Source organism: Buttiauxella sp. BIGb0471, assembly GCF_024807715.1.
Taxonomy (GTDB): domain Bacteria; phylum Pseudomonadota; class Gammaproteobacteria; order Enterobacterales; family Enterobacteriaceae; genus Buttiauxella; species Buttiauxella agrestis.
Genome location: NZ_JANUEU010000006.1, coordinates 116,578 through 133,212, shown reverse-complemented (window position 1 = coordinate 133,212; position 16,635 = coordinate 116,578). Strand labels below are relative to the sequence as shown.

The 16,635-nt window shown below is 52.6% G+C and carries 14 protein-coding genes and 3 tRNA genes; 10 read left to right on the top strand and 7 right to left on the bottom strand.

What is annotated here, in order from left to right:
* Position 1: 1 nt before the first annotated feature.
* Together tsaE and nnr are read right to left on the bottom strand one after the other, a co-directional pair.
* Positions 2–463, bottom strand: coding sequence for a tRNA (adenosine(37)-N6)-threonylcarbamoyltransferase complex ATPase subunit type 1 TsaE (gene tsaE, locus M2371_RS17945; RefSeq protein ID WP_034492778.1), 462 nt, complete (start codon positions 461–463; stop codon positions 2–4).
* Complete coding sequence (gene nnr / locus M2371_RS17940; protein ID WP_259268354.1) at positions 456–1,982, bottom strand: bifunctional ADP-dependent NAD(P)H-hydrate dehydratase/NAD(P)H-hydrate epimerase; 1,527 nt, start codon at positions 1,980–1,982, stop codon at positions 456–458. Before nnr ends, tsaE begins: the two co-directional genes overlap by 8 nt.
* Between nnr and queG the strand changes: the two genes are divergently transcribed.
* On the top strand, positions 1,981–3,120 hold the full coding sequence (queG, locus tag M2371_RS17935; protein WP_259268353.1) for a tRNA epoxyqueuosine(34) reductase QueG: 1,140 nt from the start codon (positions 1,981–1,983) through the stop codon (positions 3,118–3,120). The genes nnr and queG overlap by 2 nt on opposite strands.
* Before the next feature lie 270 nt (positions 3,121–3,390).
* On the opposite strand, the gene M2371_RS17930 is transcribed toward queG, so the two are convergent.
* The 4 genes from M2371_RS17930 to orn all read right to left on the bottom strand — a co-directional run bounded on the left by M2371_RS17930 (position 3,391) and on the right by orn (position 4,441).
* Positions 3,391–3,466: transfer RNA gene (locus tag M2371_RS17930), tRNA-Gly, on the bottom strand.
* 36 nt (positions 3,467–3,502) lie between these two features.
* Positions 3,503–3,578, bottom strand: a tRNA-Gly gene (locus tag M2371_RS17925).
* Between the two features lie 67 nt (positions 3,579–3,645).
* Positions 3,646–3,721: transfer RNA gene (locus M2371_RS17920), tRNA-Gly, on the bottom strand.
* Between the two features lie 174 nt (positions 3,722–3,895).
* Entirely contained in the window at positions 3,896–4,441 is a 546-nt protein-coding gene (orn, locus tag M2371_RS17915; RefSeq protein WP_034492766.1) for an oligoribonuclease, read from the bottom strand.
* A 113-nt stretch (positions 4,442–4,554) separates the two neighbouring features.
* Between orn and rsgA the strand changes: the two genes are divergently transcribed.
* The 4 genes from rsgA to M2371_RS17895 all read left to right on the top strand — a co-directional run bounded on the left by rsgA (position 4,555) and on the right by M2371_RS17895 (position 10,661).
* Positions 4,555–5,610 carry a small ribosomal subunit biogenesis GTPase RsgA gene (rsgA, locus tag M2371_RS17910; RefSeq protein ID WP_259268352.1) on the top strand — a complete coding sequence of 352 codons (1,056 nt, stop codon included), beginning with the start codon at positions 4,555–4,557 and terminating at the stop codon, positions 5,608–5,610.
* A gap of 79 nt (positions 5,611–5,689) precedes the next feature.
* Positions 5,690–6,637: an archaetidylserine decarboxylase gene (gene asd / locus M2371_RS17905; protein WP_034492763.1), complete on the top strand. Its 948-nt coding sequence runs from the start codon at positions 5,690–5,692 to the stop codon at positions 6,635–6,637.
* 155 nt (positions 6,638–6,792) lie between these two features.
* Positions 6,793–10,131 (top strand): miniconductance mechanosensitive channel MscM, encoded by a 3,339-nt coding sequence (mscM, locus tag M2371_RS17900; RefSeq protein ID WP_259268426.1) that lies wholly within the window; start codon positions 6,793–6,795, stop codon positions 10,129–10,131.
* Between the two features lie 371 nt (positions 10,132–10,502).
* Positions 10,503–10,661 carry a hypothetical protein gene (locus tag M2371_RS17895; RefSeq protein WP_172895702.1) on the top strand — a complete coding sequence of 53 codons (159 nt, stop codon included), beginning with the start codon at positions 10,503–10,505 and terminating at the stop codon, positions 10,659–10,661.
* Positions 10,662–10,700: 39 nt separating this feature from the next.
* Here the strand turns inward: M2371_RS17895 and epmA are convergent, their stop codons facing one another.
* Positions 10,701–11,678 carry an elongation factor P--(R)-beta-lysine ligase gene (gene epmA, locus M2371_RS17890; protein WP_172895703.1) on the bottom strand — a complete coding sequence of 326 codons (978 nt, stop codon included), beginning with the start codon at positions 11,676–11,678 and terminating at the stop codon, positions 10,701–10,703.
* Positions 11,679–12,008: 330 nt separating this feature from the next.
* On the opposite strand from epmA, the gene frdA reads away from it, so the two are divergent.
* The 5 genes from frdA to ampC all read left to right on the top strand — a co-directional run bounded on the left by frdA (position 12,009) and on the right by ampC (position 16,557).
* On the top strand, positions 12,009–13,802 hold the full coding sequence (frdA, locus tag M2371_RS17885; protein WP_259268351.1) for a fumarate reductase (quinol) flavoprotein subunit: 1,794 nt from the start codon (positions 12,009–12,011) through the stop codon (positions 13,800–13,802).
* Positions 13,795–14,532 carry a succinate dehydrogenase/fumarate reductase iron-sulfur subunit gene (locus M2371_RS17880; protein ID WP_115631341.1) on the top strand — a complete coding sequence of 246 codons (738 nt, stop codon included), beginning with the start codon at positions 13,795–13,797 and terminating at the stop codon, positions 14,530–14,532. Before frdA ends, M2371_RS17880 begins: the two co-directional genes overlap by 8 nt.
* A gap of 10 nt (positions 14,533–14,542) precedes the next feature.
* Complete coding sequence (gene frdC, locus M2371_RS17875) at positions 14,543–14,938, top strand: fumarate reductase subunit FrdC (protein WP_115631343.1); 396 nt, start codon at positions 14,543–14,545, stop codon at positions 14,936–14,938.
* A 10-nt stretch (positions 14,939–14,948) separates the two neighbouring features.
* The gene (frdD, locus tag M2371_RS17870; RefSeq protein ID WP_259268350.1) at positions 14,949–15,308 is read left to right on the top strand and encodes a fumarate reductase subunit FrdD; all 360 of its coding nucleotides are present in this window, start codon (positions 14,949–14,951) and stop codon (positions 15,306–15,308) included.
* Between the two features lie 97 nt (positions 15,309–15,405).
* Positions 15,406–16,557 carry a CMY2/MIR/ACT/EC family class C beta-lactamase gene (gene ampC, locus M2371_RS17865; RefSeq protein ID WP_259268349.1) on the top strand — a complete coding sequence of 384 codons (1,152 nt, stop codon included), beginning with the start codon at positions 15,406–15,408 and terminating at the stop codon, positions 16,555–16,557.
* Positions 16,558–16,635 lie beyond the last annotated feature (78 nt).

The following is a 16,635-nucleotide window of genomic DNA, read 5'->3' as shown; positions in this document are numbered from 1 at the left end:
GTTATTTGGCCAACCGCGCCAGTAACGACTCACCAGATGAGGAAACTGCTTTCAGGCACGCTTCGCGCCCTTCGGCCTGGTAACTTAGGTGGATTTCGACATCCGGTTCTGGAAGCACACCCTGACCTTTTTGCGGCCATTCCACCAGACTGATTGCGTCATTGGTGAAATAGTCACGAATTCCCATAAACTCGAGTTCTTCTGGATCGGCAAGACGATAGAGATCAAAGTGATACACCATCAAATCACCGAGTTCATACGGTTCTACCAACGTATAAGTTGGGCTTTTCACGTTCCCTTTATGACCCAGCGCTTGCACAAAACCACGGCTAAAAGTCGTTTTCCCCGCGCCAAGATCACCATACAGATGAATCACGGTGGCACCGATGCAGGCTTCAGCCAGGCGTGCGCCCAGTTCTAAGGTCGCGGCTTCATCAGGTAATGCGATAACTCGATTAATCATTTTTTTGGCTATTCAAATCCGGGTTAACAAAAGGGTACAACGTCGATAATAAATCGGTCGCTAACATGCCACGTGTACCAAAGCGGTAAGCCAACACATCGGCGGCCGCGCCATGGGCCACACATCCGGCACAGGCTGCATCATACGGGGTTAACTTCTGTGCCAGCAATGCTCCGATGATTCCGGATAGCACATCCCCCATGCCGCCGCTGCCCATACCTGCATTACCAACATCAACAATGGCGCATTCGCCACGTTGGCTGGCAACAACCGTACCGGCACCTTTTAAGACCACAATTCCGCCATAACGTTTTACCAGGCGGTCTGCGGCAAGTAAGCGGTCACTCTCAATTTGTGACACGGCGCAATTTAGCAACCGCGCAGCCTCGCCAGGATGTGGTGTAATCACGCGATTCTGACGTTTATCGGGATTGATTGCCAGAAGGTTCAGCGCATCTGCATCCCACAGCATCGGTTTACGGCTGTTCTCTACTTTTTGTAAGGCTTTTTTGCCCCACTCTTGCTGCCCTAATCCTGGGCCAATCACTATCACATCGGCCCACTCAAGACTTTCATCAAGCGTTTGTGAAGTCAGTTCCTGAACCATTAACTCGGGCCGCGCGGTCAGCAACGGTGCGATATTTTCTGAGCGAGTCAAAACCCTGACCAACCCCGCTCCAGCCCGCAAAGCCGCTTCGCCCGTCATACGAATCGCCCCCGCCGTGCCGTGGTCGCCGCCTATTATCACCAGTCGCCCGTTATCGCCTTTGTGCGAGGTGGGCTTGCGTGGCGTTAACCAGCCCGCTAACTGTGCGCTATCCACGCGAGTTATCGGCGCAGTCTGCCCCTTCAACCAGGTTTCAAGGCCAAGCGCATCAAAGTGCAGTTCACCCACCACATCGCGCGCTTTTCCGGTCAGAAGACCAGGCTTAAGGGCAATAAACGTAATGGTGTGTGAAGCGTTGATTGCCGCACCAGGAATGGCGCCCGTTTCTGCGAGCAAGCCCGAAGGAATATCCAAGGCAATCACAGGAGCAGAATGGTGATTACATTTTTCAATAAGCTGCGCGGCATTATCTCGTGGCGCGTGCGCAAGCCCGGTTCCCAGAATACCATCGACCACCAGGTCGATATCATCAGGCCATGGATGCTCTGGCGCATGAATAAGACCCGCCGCATCCAGCCAGGCATCACGCGCGTATGCAGACTCCTGTGGCAATGGCTTATCACTTTCCAGCGCCACAAGCGTAACGCGCACACCCGCAGCCTGAGCAAGGCGTGCTAATACATAACCATCGCCGCCGTTATTGCCATGTCCACATGCGACCAGCCAGTGCTGGCTTTGCGGATAAAGTTCGCGGGCAAGGTTAAATGCCGCAGCGCCCGCTCGCTGCATCAATTCATAGAGCGTTAACCCTAATTCATCCGCCGCCTGCTGTTCAGCGGTGCGCAACCAGTCTGCTGACCAAACTGAATGTGGTATACTTTTGGCGGTTATTTTTAGGCTCAGGTCCGTCATGTCACAGCCCCTCGATCTCAATCAGTTAGCGCAAAATATCAAACAGTGGGGAATCGAACTCGGCTTCCAGCAAGTGGGGATTACCGATACCGATCTCTCCGCCAGTGAACCCGCGCTTCAGTTGTGGCTGGATAAACAATACCACGGCGAGATGGATTGGATGGCCCGTCACGGCATGATGCGCGCCCGCCCACACGAATTGCTGCAGGGGACGTTGCGCGTAATTAGCGTACGGATGAACTATCTCCCGGCAAACGCGGCCTTTGCCTCGACGCTCAAGAACCCCAAAATCGGTTACATCAGCCGTTACGCCCTCGGACGTGATTACCACAAACTGCTGCGCAATCGACTCAAAAAACTGGGTGAGATGATCCAATCCCATTGTTCCACGCTGAATTTTAGACCTTTTGTGGATTCAGCGCCGATTCTTGAGCGCCCATTAGCGGATAAAGCAGGCCTGGGATGGACAGGTAAGCACTCACTTATCCTGAATCAGGAAGCAGGATCGTTCTTTTTCCTCGGTGAGCTATTAGTCGATATTCCATTACCCATAGATAAACCAGTCGAGGAAAAATGCGGGCGCTGCGTGGCCTGCATGACGATTTGCCCGACCGGCGCGATAGTTGAACCGTACACGGTCGACGCGCGGCGTTGCATTTCCTATCTCACTATTGAGCTTGAAGGCGCAATCCCCGAAGAATTCAGACCGCTAATCGGAAACCGAATTTACGGCTGCGACGACTGCCAGCTGATTTGCCCGTGGAATCGCTTTTCACAATTGACCGTGGAAGATGACTTTAGCCCGCGTCGCGCATTGCATGCTCCGCCGCTGGTTGAACTGTTTGCCTGGAGTGAAGAATATTTCCTGCGCGTGACTGAAGGTTCAGCGATTCGCCGCATCGGTCATTTACGCTGGCTGCGAAATATTGCAGTCGCATTAGGAAACGCCCCCTGGGAAGAAGTGATTCTGAAAGCATTGCAACAACGAAAAGGTGAGCACCCACTTCTTGATGAGCATATTGAATGGGCGATTGCGCAACAATTAACCAAACGAAGCGCTAACGCAACTGAGGTTCAGTTACCGCAAAAGCAGCGTCTGGTTCGGGTCATAGAAAAGGGGTTGAAACGTGATGCGTGAAATGTCCACAGGATGTGAATAAAAATTTGAAAGCCTTGCCCCACAAGCGATGTAAAATCTGCAAGCGATCGAGTTAACATTTTTAAATATTATAAAAATCAATTAAATCAAATAGTTAAACTAAAGGTGTAAAAGTTAATAAATAATTAGCGATCGAAGGGAAAAAACGTAAGCTGTGGATAAGTCTGTTTACAAGAGTTTTTGAGGAACGTAAAAACCACCACCGACGCGACTTAGCGTTGTGGATAATTTGTACTGAAGATTAGAATTTGGAGCGGGAAACGAGACTCGAACTCGCGACCCCGACCTTGGCAAGGTCGTGCTCTACCAACTGAGCTATTCCCGCTTGGGTGGTGCTGGCTTTAAAAGCCAAATCAAATTTTGGAGCGGGAAACGAGACTCGAACTCGCGACCCCGACCTTGGCAAGGTCGTGCTCTACCAACTGAGCTATTCCCGCATATTCTTCGTCTTTCAAGCTGATGCTTAAAAGCCATCGAATTTGGTGGTACTGCTGTAATCAAATTTGGAGCGGGAAACGAGACTCGAACTCGCGACCCCGACCTTGGCAAGGTCGTGCTCTACCAACTGAGCTATTCCCGCTCTGTGTAACGCTGCAAATTCTGCATCGGTACGGGAGGCGCATTATACGAGAAATCGTTTTAGTCGCAAGCCCTTCAAAAGGTTTTTTTCACAAAATTAGTTTGAATGGTGATTTAAACGTCAAAATGATTAATTTCCCAGCGAAGGAGGAGTTTAGCTCCTCCCGAACGCCTGTCAAAGCTTAATAAAATTCTCACGATAGAACGCAAGCTCTGCCACAGACTCACGAATATCATCCATTGCCTGGTGCGTGCCCTGCTTTTTGAAGTCAGCGAGAATTTCAGGTTTCCAACGACGCGCCAGCTCTTTCAGCGTGCTGACATCCAGATAACGATAGTGGAAGTACTCTTCCAGCTCTGGCATGTACTTAAACAAGAAACGGCGATCCTGGCCGATACTATTACCGCAGATTGGCGAGCTATTCGCTGGCACCCATTGTTTCAGAAACTCAAGCGTTGCCAGTTCAGCCGCGCGATCGTCCAGCTGACTTGCTTTAACACGCTCAACCAGGCCGCTACCGGTATGAGTACGCACATTCCAGTCATCCATCAGCGCCAACTGTTCATCAGACTGATGAACCGCAATCGTTGGCCCTTCGGCAAGGATATTCAAATTGGCATCAGTTACCAGCGTGGCAATTTCAATTATGCGATCCCGCTCGGGGTCCAGGCCGGTCATTTCTAAATCAATCCAAATCAGATTGTTTTCATTTCCACTCATGCTATTTTCCACCCTTCTTGTGCGTAGCCCACCGTTGTCGATGGGTTAATTCGTATAAAATAGTGTGTATCATAGAGGTTTTGCCCATCACGGGCGACTAGGAGCCAGTAAGATTGAGCAAAAATAAACTCTCCAAAGGACAGCAGCGCCGGGTTTCAGCAAATCACCAGCGTCGGCTTAAACAGACTGTGGAGAAAGCCGATCCTGACGACTCTCAGTTTGGTGAACCACGCGATGGTCGCGTCATTAGCCGTTTCGGCCAACATGCCGATGTCGAATCACCCGGTGGTGAAATTCACCGCTGCAATATCCGTCGTACCATTCGTTCGCTGGTAACAGGCGACAACGTGGTCTGGCGCCCGGCTAAAGAAGCGGCGGCAGGTGTCACGATTAAAGGCATTGTGGATGCAGTACACGAGCGCACCACCGTTCTGACACGCCCTGATTTCTATGACGGCGTAAAACCCATTGCCGCTAACATTGACCAGATAATTGTGGTTTCCGCCATTTTGCCTGAGCTGTCGCTTAACATTATCGACCGTTATCTGGTGGCGTGCGAAACCCTCGACGTCGAACCACTGCTGGTATTGAACAAAACCGACCTGCTGGACGAAGCAGGCCTGGCGTTCGTCAACGAACAAATGGATATCTACCGCAAGATTGGTTATCGCGTTCTGTTTGTTTCCAGCCACAAAGTTGAAGGTCTGAAAGAGCTTGAAGAAGCATTGATTGGCCGCGTCAGTATTTTTGCCGGGCAATCAGGCGTGGGCAAATCAAGCCTGCTGAACAACCTTCTCGGCTTTAAAGAAGTCCAGATTCTGGTTAATGACGTTTCTGATAACTCAGGTTTAGGTCAGCACACGACGACCGCTTCGCGTCTTTACCACTTCCCAGGCGGCGGCGATGTTATCGACTCCCCAGGCGTGCGCGAATTTGGTCTGTGGCACTTAGAGCCGGATCAAGTCACGAATGGGTTTACTGAATTCCACGACTATTTAGGTCGTTGCAAATACCGTGACTGCAGCCACACCAACGATCCAGGCTGCGCGCTGCGTGAAGCCGTTGAGCGTGGGGAGATCGCTGAAACGCGTTTCGACAACTACCATCGCATACTGGAAAGTATGTCCGAGGTAAAATCGCGTAAAACCTTTTCCGATACTGACCGCTGACAATTAAGCTGGGCATCGCTAAAATCGCGCTCCTTTTTGTGTATGCCCGCTAAAATGGGTACTTAGCCAGGAGGCTATCTTGTTAGACAACTTTAAACTTTCGCTCCAGTACATCCTGCCTAAACTATGGCTGACCCGCCTGGCAGGCTGGGGTGCAAGCAAACGAGCTGGCTGGTTGACCAAACTGGTTATCGACCTATTCGTCAAATACTACAAAGTCGACATGAAGGAAGCACAAAAGCCGGACACCGCCAGCTATCGCACCTTCAACGAATTCTTCGTCCGTCCACTGCGTGACGACGTGCGCCCGGTTAACACCGACCCAAGTGTACTGGTTATGCCAGCCGACGGCGTAGTGAGCCAGTTAGGCCCAATCGAAGAAGACAAAATCCTGCAAGCAAAAGGCCATAACTACAGCCTGGAAGCCCTGCTTGCCGGAAACTACTTAATGGCCGATCTGTTCCGTAACGGCAGCTTCGTAACCACTTACCTGTCGCCGCGTGATTACCACCGTGTTCACATGCCGTGTAACGGTATTTTGCGCGAAATGATTTACGTGCCGGGCGATTTGTTCTCCGTGAACCATTTAACGGCGCAAAACGTCCCGAACCTGTTTGCCCGTAACGAACGTGTTATCTGCCTGTTCGATACTGAATTTGGCCCAATGGCGCAAATTCTGGTTGGCGCGACCATTGTTGGCAGCATCGAAACCGTCTGGGCAGGCACTATCACGCCACCGCGTGAAGGCGTGATCAAACGCTGGACGTGGCCTGCCGGTGAAAGCGAAGGTTCTGTTGCACTGTTAAAAGGCCAGGAAATGGGTCGCTTTAAACTGGGCTCAACGGTGATTAACTTGTTCGCACCGGGCAAAGTGAACCTGGCCGAGCAGCTGCAAAGCCTGTCTGTGACTAAGATTGGTGAACCACTGGCTGTATCTACCGAACCTATGGGCGAACCGGAAGTGCCTGTCAGTGAGATTACTGAAGCAGAAGTTGCTGCCGATCAGGAAACCAAACCCGACGTTTAACGCTTAAAGCTCAACCCAAAATCATTCAAGTTGCAGCAAGACGGCAACTGAGCGCCCCCCCAGGAGCTTATATAAATAAGTGACTGGGGTGAGTAAAGGCAGCCAACGCAGCTGCGGCTTGAAGGATGAAGGGGTTAACTAAGATAGGTATTTACGTGCGCCTGATACTCACTTTTCTGATGGCCTGGTGCCTAAGTCTTCCGGCCTATGCCGCCACCGCCCCCGACGCCAAACAAATCTCCCAGGAACTCGAACAAGCTAAGTCTGCAAAAGACAAACCTGGCAGTGCTGAAACCGTGGAAGCGCTTCAGGCAGCGCTCAACGCACTTGATGAACGAAAAGTATCTCTCGAAAGAGCGACGCAATATCAGCAAGTTATAGATAACTTCCCCAATCTCTCTGACACCTTGCGTCGGCAGATCAATAATCTGCGCGATGAACCGCAAAAAGTGCCAGAAACCATGAGCACCGATGCGTTAAACCAGGAAATCCTGCAAGTCAGTAGCCAGTTGCTGGATAAAAGCCGCCTTGCGCAGCAAGAACAGGAACGCACCCGGGAAATCACCGACTCACTCAGCCAACTGCCGCAGCAGCAAACCGATGCCCGCCGTCAGTTAAACGAGGTTGAACGTCGGATGGGTACCCTTCCGGCCACCAGCACACCGCTAACACAGGCACAAAACTTCTCTTTGCAGGCTGAATCTTCACGCCTGAAAGCGCTGGTCGATGAACTGGAACTGGCACAATTGTCGGCCAGTAACCGCCAGGAACTTGCTCGCCTGCGCGCAGAACTTGCCCAGAAACAGAGCGAACAGCTGGATGCTTATCTCCAGGCATTGCGTAATCAGTTGAATAACCAGCGCCAGCGAGAAGCTGAAAAGGCCCTGGAAAGCACAGAGTTACTGGCTGAAAGCAGCGCCAACCTGCCATCTGGTATCGTTGACCAGTTTAAAAATAACCGTGAATTATCTCAGGCGTTGAATCAACAGGCTCAGCGCATGGATTTAGTCGCCTCTCAGCAACGCCAGGCGAGCAGCCAGACGTTACAGGTGCGTCAGGCGCTCAACACGCTGCGTGAACAATCACAATGGCTTGGGGTCTCTAACGTGCTGGGAGAAGCATTACGTGCCCAGGTGGCTCGTTTGCCGGAGATGCCAAAGCCGCAGCAAGTGGATACCGAGCTGGGCCAGTTGCGTGTCCAGCGGTTGCATTACGAAGATCTGCTAAGCAAACACCAGCAACTGCGCCAGATTCGTCAACTCGATGGTCAGCCGCTCACCACCGAGCAAAATCGCATTCTGGAAGCGCAGTTACGTACCCAACGCGAGCTGCTCAACTCCCTGCTGCAAGGGGGCGATAACCTCATTCTCGAGCTAACCAAACTGAAAGTGGCCAACAGCCAACTGGAAGATGCGCTCAAAGAGGTGAACGAAGCGACGCACCGTTATCTGTTCTGGACCTCAGACGTCAGCCCGATAGGCTTCAGTTGGCCGGTTGAGATCGTGCAAGATTTACGTCGACTGGTATCGATGGACACGTTCAGCCAGCTTGGCAGTGCCACCGTCATGATGCTGACCAGCAAAGAGACGCTGCTGCCGCTGTTTGCCGCGTTGATCCTGGTAGGCTTCAGTATCAGTTCACGCCGCCACTTTACGGCTTTCCTGGAGCGCTCCAGCGCCAAAGTGGGGAAAGTGACGCAGGATCATTTCAGCTTAACGCTGCGCACCGTGTTCTGGTCGATTCTGGTGGCATTGCCGTTGCCCGTGCTTTGGGCAACGCTTGGTTTCGGGTTACAAGCGGCCTGGCCGTATCCCCTCGCAGTGGCGATTGGCGATGGCGTGACCGCCACCGTTCCTCTGCTTTGGGCGGTGATGATTTGTGCCACATTCGCCCGTCCTAACGGTTTGTTCATTGTGCATTTCGGCTGGCCCCAGCAACGCGTCGCCCGCGCTATGCGTTATTACCTGATGAGTATCGGGCTTATCGTGCCGCTAATTATGGCATTGATAATGTTTGATAATCTCAGTGACCGGGAGTTCTCCGGTTCACTTGGGCGGCTGTGCTTTATTTTGATTTGCGGTGCGATGGCACTGGTCACGTTAAGCCTGAAACGGGCAGGAATTCCACTGTATCTGGATAAACAGGGTAACAGTGAAAACATTGCCAACACGATATTATGGAACCTGCTGCTGGCGGCTCCATTGCTGGCTATTTTGGCCGCCGTGGTAGGTTATCTGGCAACCGCGCAAGCTCTGCTGGCAAGGCTTGAAACCTCGGTCGCCATCTGGTTCTTGTTACTGGTGGTTTATCATATCTTCCGTCGCTGGATGCTCATTCAGCGCCGCCGCCTGGCATTCGATCGCGCCAAACATCGTCGTGCGGAAATACTCGCCCAACGTGCTCGTGGCGAAGAAGAACCCGCTCACAGCCACAGCACTGAAGGTTCGGCAGAAACTATCGAAGAGCCAGAAATCGATCTGGATACTATCAGCGTGCAGTCTCTGCGCCTGGTGCGTTCGATTCTGATGCTGATTGCGCTGCTATCGGTCATCGTGTTGTGGTCGGAAATCCATTCTGCATTTGGCTTCCTTGAGAACATCACGTTGTGGGATGTCACCTCAACGGTACAAGGCGTGGAAAGCATCGAGCCGATAACCCTGGGCTCAGTGTTAATTGCCATTCTGGTGCTGATTATCACCATGCAACTGGTGCGTAATCTCCCTGCTCTACTTGAACTCGCACTCCTCCAGCACCTGGATTTAGCACCTGGTACCGGTTACGCCATCACGACTGTCACCAAATATCTGCTTTTACTGGTGGGGACATTGGTCGGCTTCTCGATGATTGGCATTGAGTGGTCGAAATTGCAGTGGCTGGTCGCAGCCCTTGGTGTTGGTTTAGGTTTTGGTTTGCAGGAGATTTTCGCCAACTTTATCTCGGGCCTGATCATTCTGTTCGAGAAACCGATCCGTATTGGCGACACCGTGACGATTCGCGATCTGACCGGCAGCGTCACTAAAATTAATACGCGAGCTACCACCATTAGTGACTGGGACCGCAAAGAGATCATCGTGCCGAATAAAGCGTTTATCACCGAGCAGTTTATCAACTGGTCGCTGTCGGATTCGGTAACGCGTGTGGTACTAACTGTTCCAGCCCCGTCTGATGCAAACAGCGAGGAAGTCACGAAGGTGTTGTTGCAGGCAGCCGAGCGCTGTTCGTTGGTAATTGATAACCCACCGCCAGAAGCGTTCCTTGTGGACTTGCAGGCGGGCATTCAAATATTTGAGCTGCGAATTTATGCCGCAGAGATGAACCACCGTATGCCGCTGCGCCATGAGATCCACCAGCTGATTCTGCAGGGCTTCCGCGAACACGGTATCGAACTGCCGTTCCCACCATTCCAGATGCGTCTGGATAGTCTGGGCGGGCAACGTAGCAGCAAGACGCTGACATCTTCAGGGAAAGCGGGCAGAACGCCGGGAAGTTTGTAAGCCTGGTCGCCCTCATCCCGGCCTTCTCCCCCAGGAGAAGGAGAAAACCGGACAACCCCCTCTCCGGTGGGCTGTCTCTTAGTCACATTTCTGTGAGTCGGGAGACAGTTCCGTTCACCCGGTGTTCAGTGTTTTATATAGCCACTGAACCAGTGAACGACTTAGGGTGGCCACCGTCGCCACCTGGAGTCAAAATGGAGGCGATTGAAGCCGGAACCAGAGGTCAACGTCACAACCGAAAGACCACACCGAGCCCCGGTTTTGACCTTGTTCCCGGTATAAATTGCCCCAGTGTTCCCCATAAATCAGGGTTGAGCTGCCGGGAGCAGCGAAAGAGAGCGATCGTCGGGAACGAGTCGCGAACGACCCTGATGTTGGGGATAAGCTGGGGTTTACCGCGCAGCGGCAATTTAATCACCGGGCGACGGGGTCGCCAGGGGGATGTCGTTATCCCACTGGCACGTTCACCGTTTGCTGGCATTAAAGAGAGAACTGAACGCACGGGTGAACGGAAAATCAGCGAGGCTTAAAGATCTCACCCGGACAAAATTGCCAGGCTGAGGGTGGCTCTAAGCCCGGTCCACCGGGAACGCCAGCACGTCGGCCAGGCTTTCAGCCTTCAGCGCCAACATAATCAAGCGATCCACGCCTAGCGCGACACCAGAGCAATCAGGCAGCCCTGCTTTGAGTGCTTCGAGCAAATTCACGTCAATCGGCTGCTGCGGCAAACCGCGGGCGGCACGTTTACGGTTATCCTGCTCGAAACGCTGCTGCTGCTCACGTGCATCGGTTAATTCGTGGAAACCATTTGCCAGCTCAATACCTCGGAAATAGACCTCGAAGCGCTCGGCAACCCGATGGTCTTCGGTGCTGATCTGCGCCAGGGCGGCCTGGCTTGCCGGGAAGTGGTACACAAACGTCGGCTTTTCTTTACCGATATGCGGCTCGACACCCATGCTGAAAAGCAATTGCAGCAAGGTATCGCGGTCTTCTTCCTGATCGGCAATGTTGCTTAAATCGAGTTTTCTCGCAACTTCACGTAACTGAGTTTTATCCGCAGAAAGCGGGTCAATTTCCAGGTGGCGTTGGAAAGCCTGCTGATAAGAGAGCGTTTCCGCCGCATCAGTTTCCAGAACCTGTTGCAGCAAATCATCAACTTCATTCATCAAACGATACATGTCGTAGCATGGGCGATACCACTCCAGCATAGTGAACTCTGGATTATGGTGACGGCCCATCTCTTCATTACGGAAACTGCGGCACAGCTGGAATACCGGGCCAATGCCCGCCGCCAACAGGCGTTTCATGTGGTATTCCGGGCTGGTCATCAGGTACAGATTGACGCCCTGAGCGTGGCCTGGGCCAACAAAACGGGTTTCAAACGGGAACAGATTGATATCCGTTACCGTAGCCTGGCTCATGCAGGGTGTTTCCACCTCCAGTACACCGCGATCGGCAAAAAAGCGCCGAATAACAGCCATGATCGCAGCGCGTTTCAACAGGTTGGGGATGGATGCGCTCGGCTGCCAGGTGGCCGTTTCGCTCATGGTGGAGTCTCCGTATTCATACAAGGCCGAGAAGTCTACCCGCAACGCATAGGCGAGACAAATTTTGCGCAGTAAATTTTCAACGTTGCTGGGGCCAGTATGCCGTGACGAATCCTGATTTCGTGACATAAATCATCATGAGTATTAATTAATTGCTGAACTGAACAGCAAAAAAATCGAACACGTCAAATTTCCTTAAAAAGCCTGCGGCTATAATCCGCTACCTACAAAGGAGCAGGGAAAACCCTTTCGCTATAGCTGCCGCCGTATTGGTGAACTACCTTTGGTTAAATTAGCTATGCGAAATAACTAAAAATCTGGAGGAATGTCGTGCAAACCTTTCAAGCCGATCTTGCCATAATTGGCGCTGGCGGAGCGGGCTTACGAGCAGCCATCGCGGCGGCCCAGGCCAATCCACAAGCCAAAATCGCTCTGATCTCCAAAGTCTACCCAATGCGTAGCCACACTGTAGCCGCCGAAGGGGGTTCTGCTGCCGTTACGCAGGATCACGACAGCTTCGAATATCATTTTAACGACACAGTTTCCGGTGGCGACTGGCTGTGCGAGCAGGATGTGGTCGACTATTTCGTCCATAACTGCCCGACCGAAATGACGCAGCTTGAGCAATGGGGTTGCCCATGGAGTCGTCGCCCGGACGGTTCCGTCAACGTGCGCCGCTTTGGTGGCATGAAGATTGAACGCACCTGGTTTGCCGCGGATAAAACCGGCTTCCATATGCTTCACACCCTGTTCCAGACTTCATTACAGTTCCCGCAAATCCAGCGTTTTGACGAGCATTTCGTGCTCGACATTCTGGTTGATGACGGCGCTGCGCGTGGCGTAGTTGCCATGAATATGATGGAAGGCTCACTGGTACAAATCCGCGCTAATGCGGTCGTGATGGCAACCGGTGGTGCGGGTCGCGTTTATCGCTACAACACCAACGGCGGTATTGTGACCGGTGATGGTATGGGCATGGCACTCAGCCACGGCGTACCGCTGCGTGATATGGAATTTGTGCAATATCACCCAACCGGCCTGCCGGGTTCCGGCATTCTGATGACGGAAGGCTGCCGTGGTGAAGGCGGTATTCTGGTCAACAAAGACGGCTATCGTTACCTGCAAGATTACGGCATGGGTCCAGAAACTCCGCTGGGCGAGCCGCGCAACAAATATATGGAACTCGGCCCACGCGACAAAGTTTCTCAGGCCTTCTGGCACGAATGGCGTGCAGGTCGCACCGTTCCGACTCCACGTGGCGATGTGGTTTATCTCGACCTGCGTCATCTGGGCGAGAAAAAACTTCTCGAGCGTCTGCCGTTTATCTGCGAACTGGCAAAAGCGTATGTTGGCGTCGACCCTGTAAAAGAGCCGATCCCCGTTCGCCCTACCGCGCACTACACCATGGGCGGTATCGAAACCGACAGCCAGTGCGAATCCCGCATTAAAGGTCTGTTCGCAGTCGGCGAATGTTCGTCTGTTGGTCTGCATGGCGCAAACCGATTAGGTTCGAACTCTCTTGCTGAACTAGTGGTGTTTGGTCGCCTGGCGGGTGAAGGCGCGATGCGTCGTGCCAACGAAGCATCGCCCGCCAATGACGCTGCATTGAATGCACAAGCCGCAGACGTAGAAACTCGCCTCAAGAAACTGGTTAATCAGGAAGGCTCTGAGAACTGGTCGAAGATTCGCGATGAAATGGGTCTGTCGATGGAAGAAGGTTGCGGGATTTATCGCACGCCAGAACTGATGCAAAAAACCATCGATAAGTTGTCCGAGCTGCAAGAACGCTTCAAACGCATTCGCATTACTGACACTTCCAGCGTGTTTAATACGGATTTGCTGTACACCATCGAACTGGGCCACGGCTTGAACGTTGCGGAATGTATGGCGCACTCAGCGATGGCACGTAAAGAATCACGCGGCGCACACCAGCGCCTGGACGAAGGTTGCACCGAGCGTGATGACGTGAACTTCCTGAAACATACTCTCGCTTTCCGTGACGCCAATGGAACCACGCGTCTGGAATACAGCGATGTGAAAATCACGACTTTGCCACCGGCTAAACGCGTCTACGGTGCGGAATCAGAAGCGGCCGACAAGAAGAAGGAGACGTCGAATGGCTGATGTGATGAAGACCCTGAAGATTGAAATCGTGCGCTACAACCCGGAAACGGACAACGAGCCGCACAGCGCAATCTACGAAGTGCCTTACGATGAACAAACCTCGCTGCTGGATGCGCTGGGTTACATCAAGGACAATCTGGCACCAGACCTGACCTACCGCTGGTCATGCCGTATGGCTATCTGCGGCTCTTGCGGCATGATGGTCAACCGCATACCTAAACTGGCGTGTAAAACCTTCCTACGCGAATACACACAGGGCATGAAGGTTGAAGCGTTGGCGAACTTCCCTATTGAGCGCGATTTGGTGGTCGATATGACCCACTTTATCGAAAGCCTGGAAGCGATAAAGCCATACATCATTGGCAACCCGCGCACACCAGATCAGGGGCCAAATAACCAGACTCCGGCACAGATGGCGAAATACCATCAGTTCTCCGGCTGCATCAACTGCGGCTTGTGCTATTCAGCGTGCCCACAGTTTGGTCTGAACCCTGAGTTTATTGGCCCGGCGGCCATTACGCTGGCTCACCGTTACAACCTGGATAACCGCGACCATGGCAAGAAAGAGCGTATGGCGCAGTTAAACGGCAAGAATGGCGTCTGGAGCTGTACTTTCGTGGGCTTCTGCTCCGAAGTGTGCCCGAAACACGTCGATCCCGCCGCTGCCATCCAGCAGGGTAAAGTCGAAAGTTCGAAAGACTTTTTGATTGCCACCCTGAAACCACGCTAAGGAGTGCAAAATGACTACGAAACGTAAGCCTTATGTACGGGCGATGACGCCAACCTGGTGGCAAAAACTCGGTTTCTACCGTTTTTATATGATTCGCGAAGGCACTTCAGTGCCAACGGTCTGGTTCAGCATTTTGCTGATCTGTGGTCTGTTTTCGCTAAAAAGTGGGCCGGAAAGCTGGGCGGGATTTGTTGCATTCCTGCAAAACCCGATTGTGATTATCCTCAATCTCATCACTCTGGCAGCCGCATTACTGCATACCAAAACCTGGTTTGAACTGGCACCAAAGGCCGCCAATATCATCATTAAAGATGAAAAAATGGGACCGGAGCCGGTGATTAAAGGTTTGTGGGCGGTGACGATTGTCGCCACGGTCGTCATTCTGTTTATTGCACTGTTCTGGTAAGGGGGACGTCATGATTAATCCAAATCCAAAACGCTCCGACGAGCCGGTATTCTGGGGTCTGTTTGGCGCAGGCGGCATGTGGGGCGCCATCATCGCGCCAGTTATCGTGCTGCTGGTTGGCATCATGCTGCCGCTGGGTCTTTTCCCAGGCGATGCATTGGGCTATGACCGTGTGCTGGCATTTTCACAGAGCTTGATTGGCCGCCTGTTCATCTTCCTGATGATTGTGCTGCCGCTGTGGTGCGGGCTGCACCGTATTCACCACGCGATGCATGACCTGAAGATTCACTTGCCATCTGGCAAGTGGGTGTTCTATGGTCTGGCTGCGATTCTGAGCGTCGTGACACTGATTGGCGTCATCACGCTTTAATCACTCCGATGATTTAAACAAGGCCTGCCATTAATTGCGCAGGCCTTTTTATTTGTAGCGCTCACGGCTAAAGTGTCACTTTCATGGAGGATTGCCAATGATCAAAAGAACCCTTTGCAGTGCGCTGGTACTCAGCGTTTCATGTGCCACTTTTGCTGCCCCGAAAGCTCTCACCGAACAACAAATCGGTAAAACCGTTGCGCAGACGATTTCCCCCTTGCTCAAAGCGCAGGACATTCCCGGCATGGCCGTGGCGGTGATTTATCAGGGCAAGCCGTACTACTTCACTTACGGTAAAGCGGATATTGAGCAAAATATCCCGGTGACAAAACAGACGCTGTTTGAACTTGGCTCTGTCAGCAAAACCTTTACCGGCGTTCTGGGTGGCGATGCTATTGCGCGCGGCGAAATCAAATTAAGCGAACCTGCAACGAAATACTGGCCTGCGCTTACGGGCAGCCAATGGAAAGATATCACTCTTCTGCATCTGGCGACCTACACGGCGGGTGGGCTGCCGCTGCAAGTCCCGGATGAAGTCACCCACCAGGCCGCGCTGCTGAATTTCTACCAGACCTGGCAGCCGCAGGCAGCACCTGGGGAAAAGCGCCTTTACTCCAACGCCAGTATTGGCCTGTTCGGCGCGCTGGCGGTTAAACCGTCAGGGGAAACGTTTGAAGAGGCGATGAAGCAGCGAGTGTTCCAGCCACTGAAACTGGCTCATACCTGGATAAAAGTCCCTGCGTCTGAGGAAAAACAATACGCCCATGGTTATCGCAACGGTAAGCCCGTGCGCGTGTCGCCCGGAATGCTGGATGCCGAAGCCTATGGGGTGAAATCAAGCATTGAAGATATGGCGAGCTGGGTGCAATACAACATCTCTCCTGAACTCGTGGCCGATAAGACCTTACGCCAGGGAATCGAGCTTGCACAATCGCGCTACTGGCGTGCTGGCAGCATGTATCAAGGCTTAGGCTGGGAGATGCTGAACTGGCCATTGCAAGCCAATACGGTGATTGACGGGAGCGATAATAAGGTCGCACTTGCCCTGACCCCCGTCACAGCAATAAACCCACCAGTGGCCGCAGTGAAAGCCTCGTGGGTACATAAAACGGGTTCAACGGGTGGCTTTGGCAACTACGTGGCGTTTATTCCTGAGCAGCAACTTGGCATCGTGATGCTGGCGAATAAAAGCTATCCCAACCCTGAGCGCGTAAAAGCGGCCTATACGATTTTAAACGCATTGCAGTAGCATATTTTGTGGCGGGTGACGTTATCGATTACCCGCCTTTTTATTTCTTCTCAAAGCCACCTTAATTCCTGCCACAAT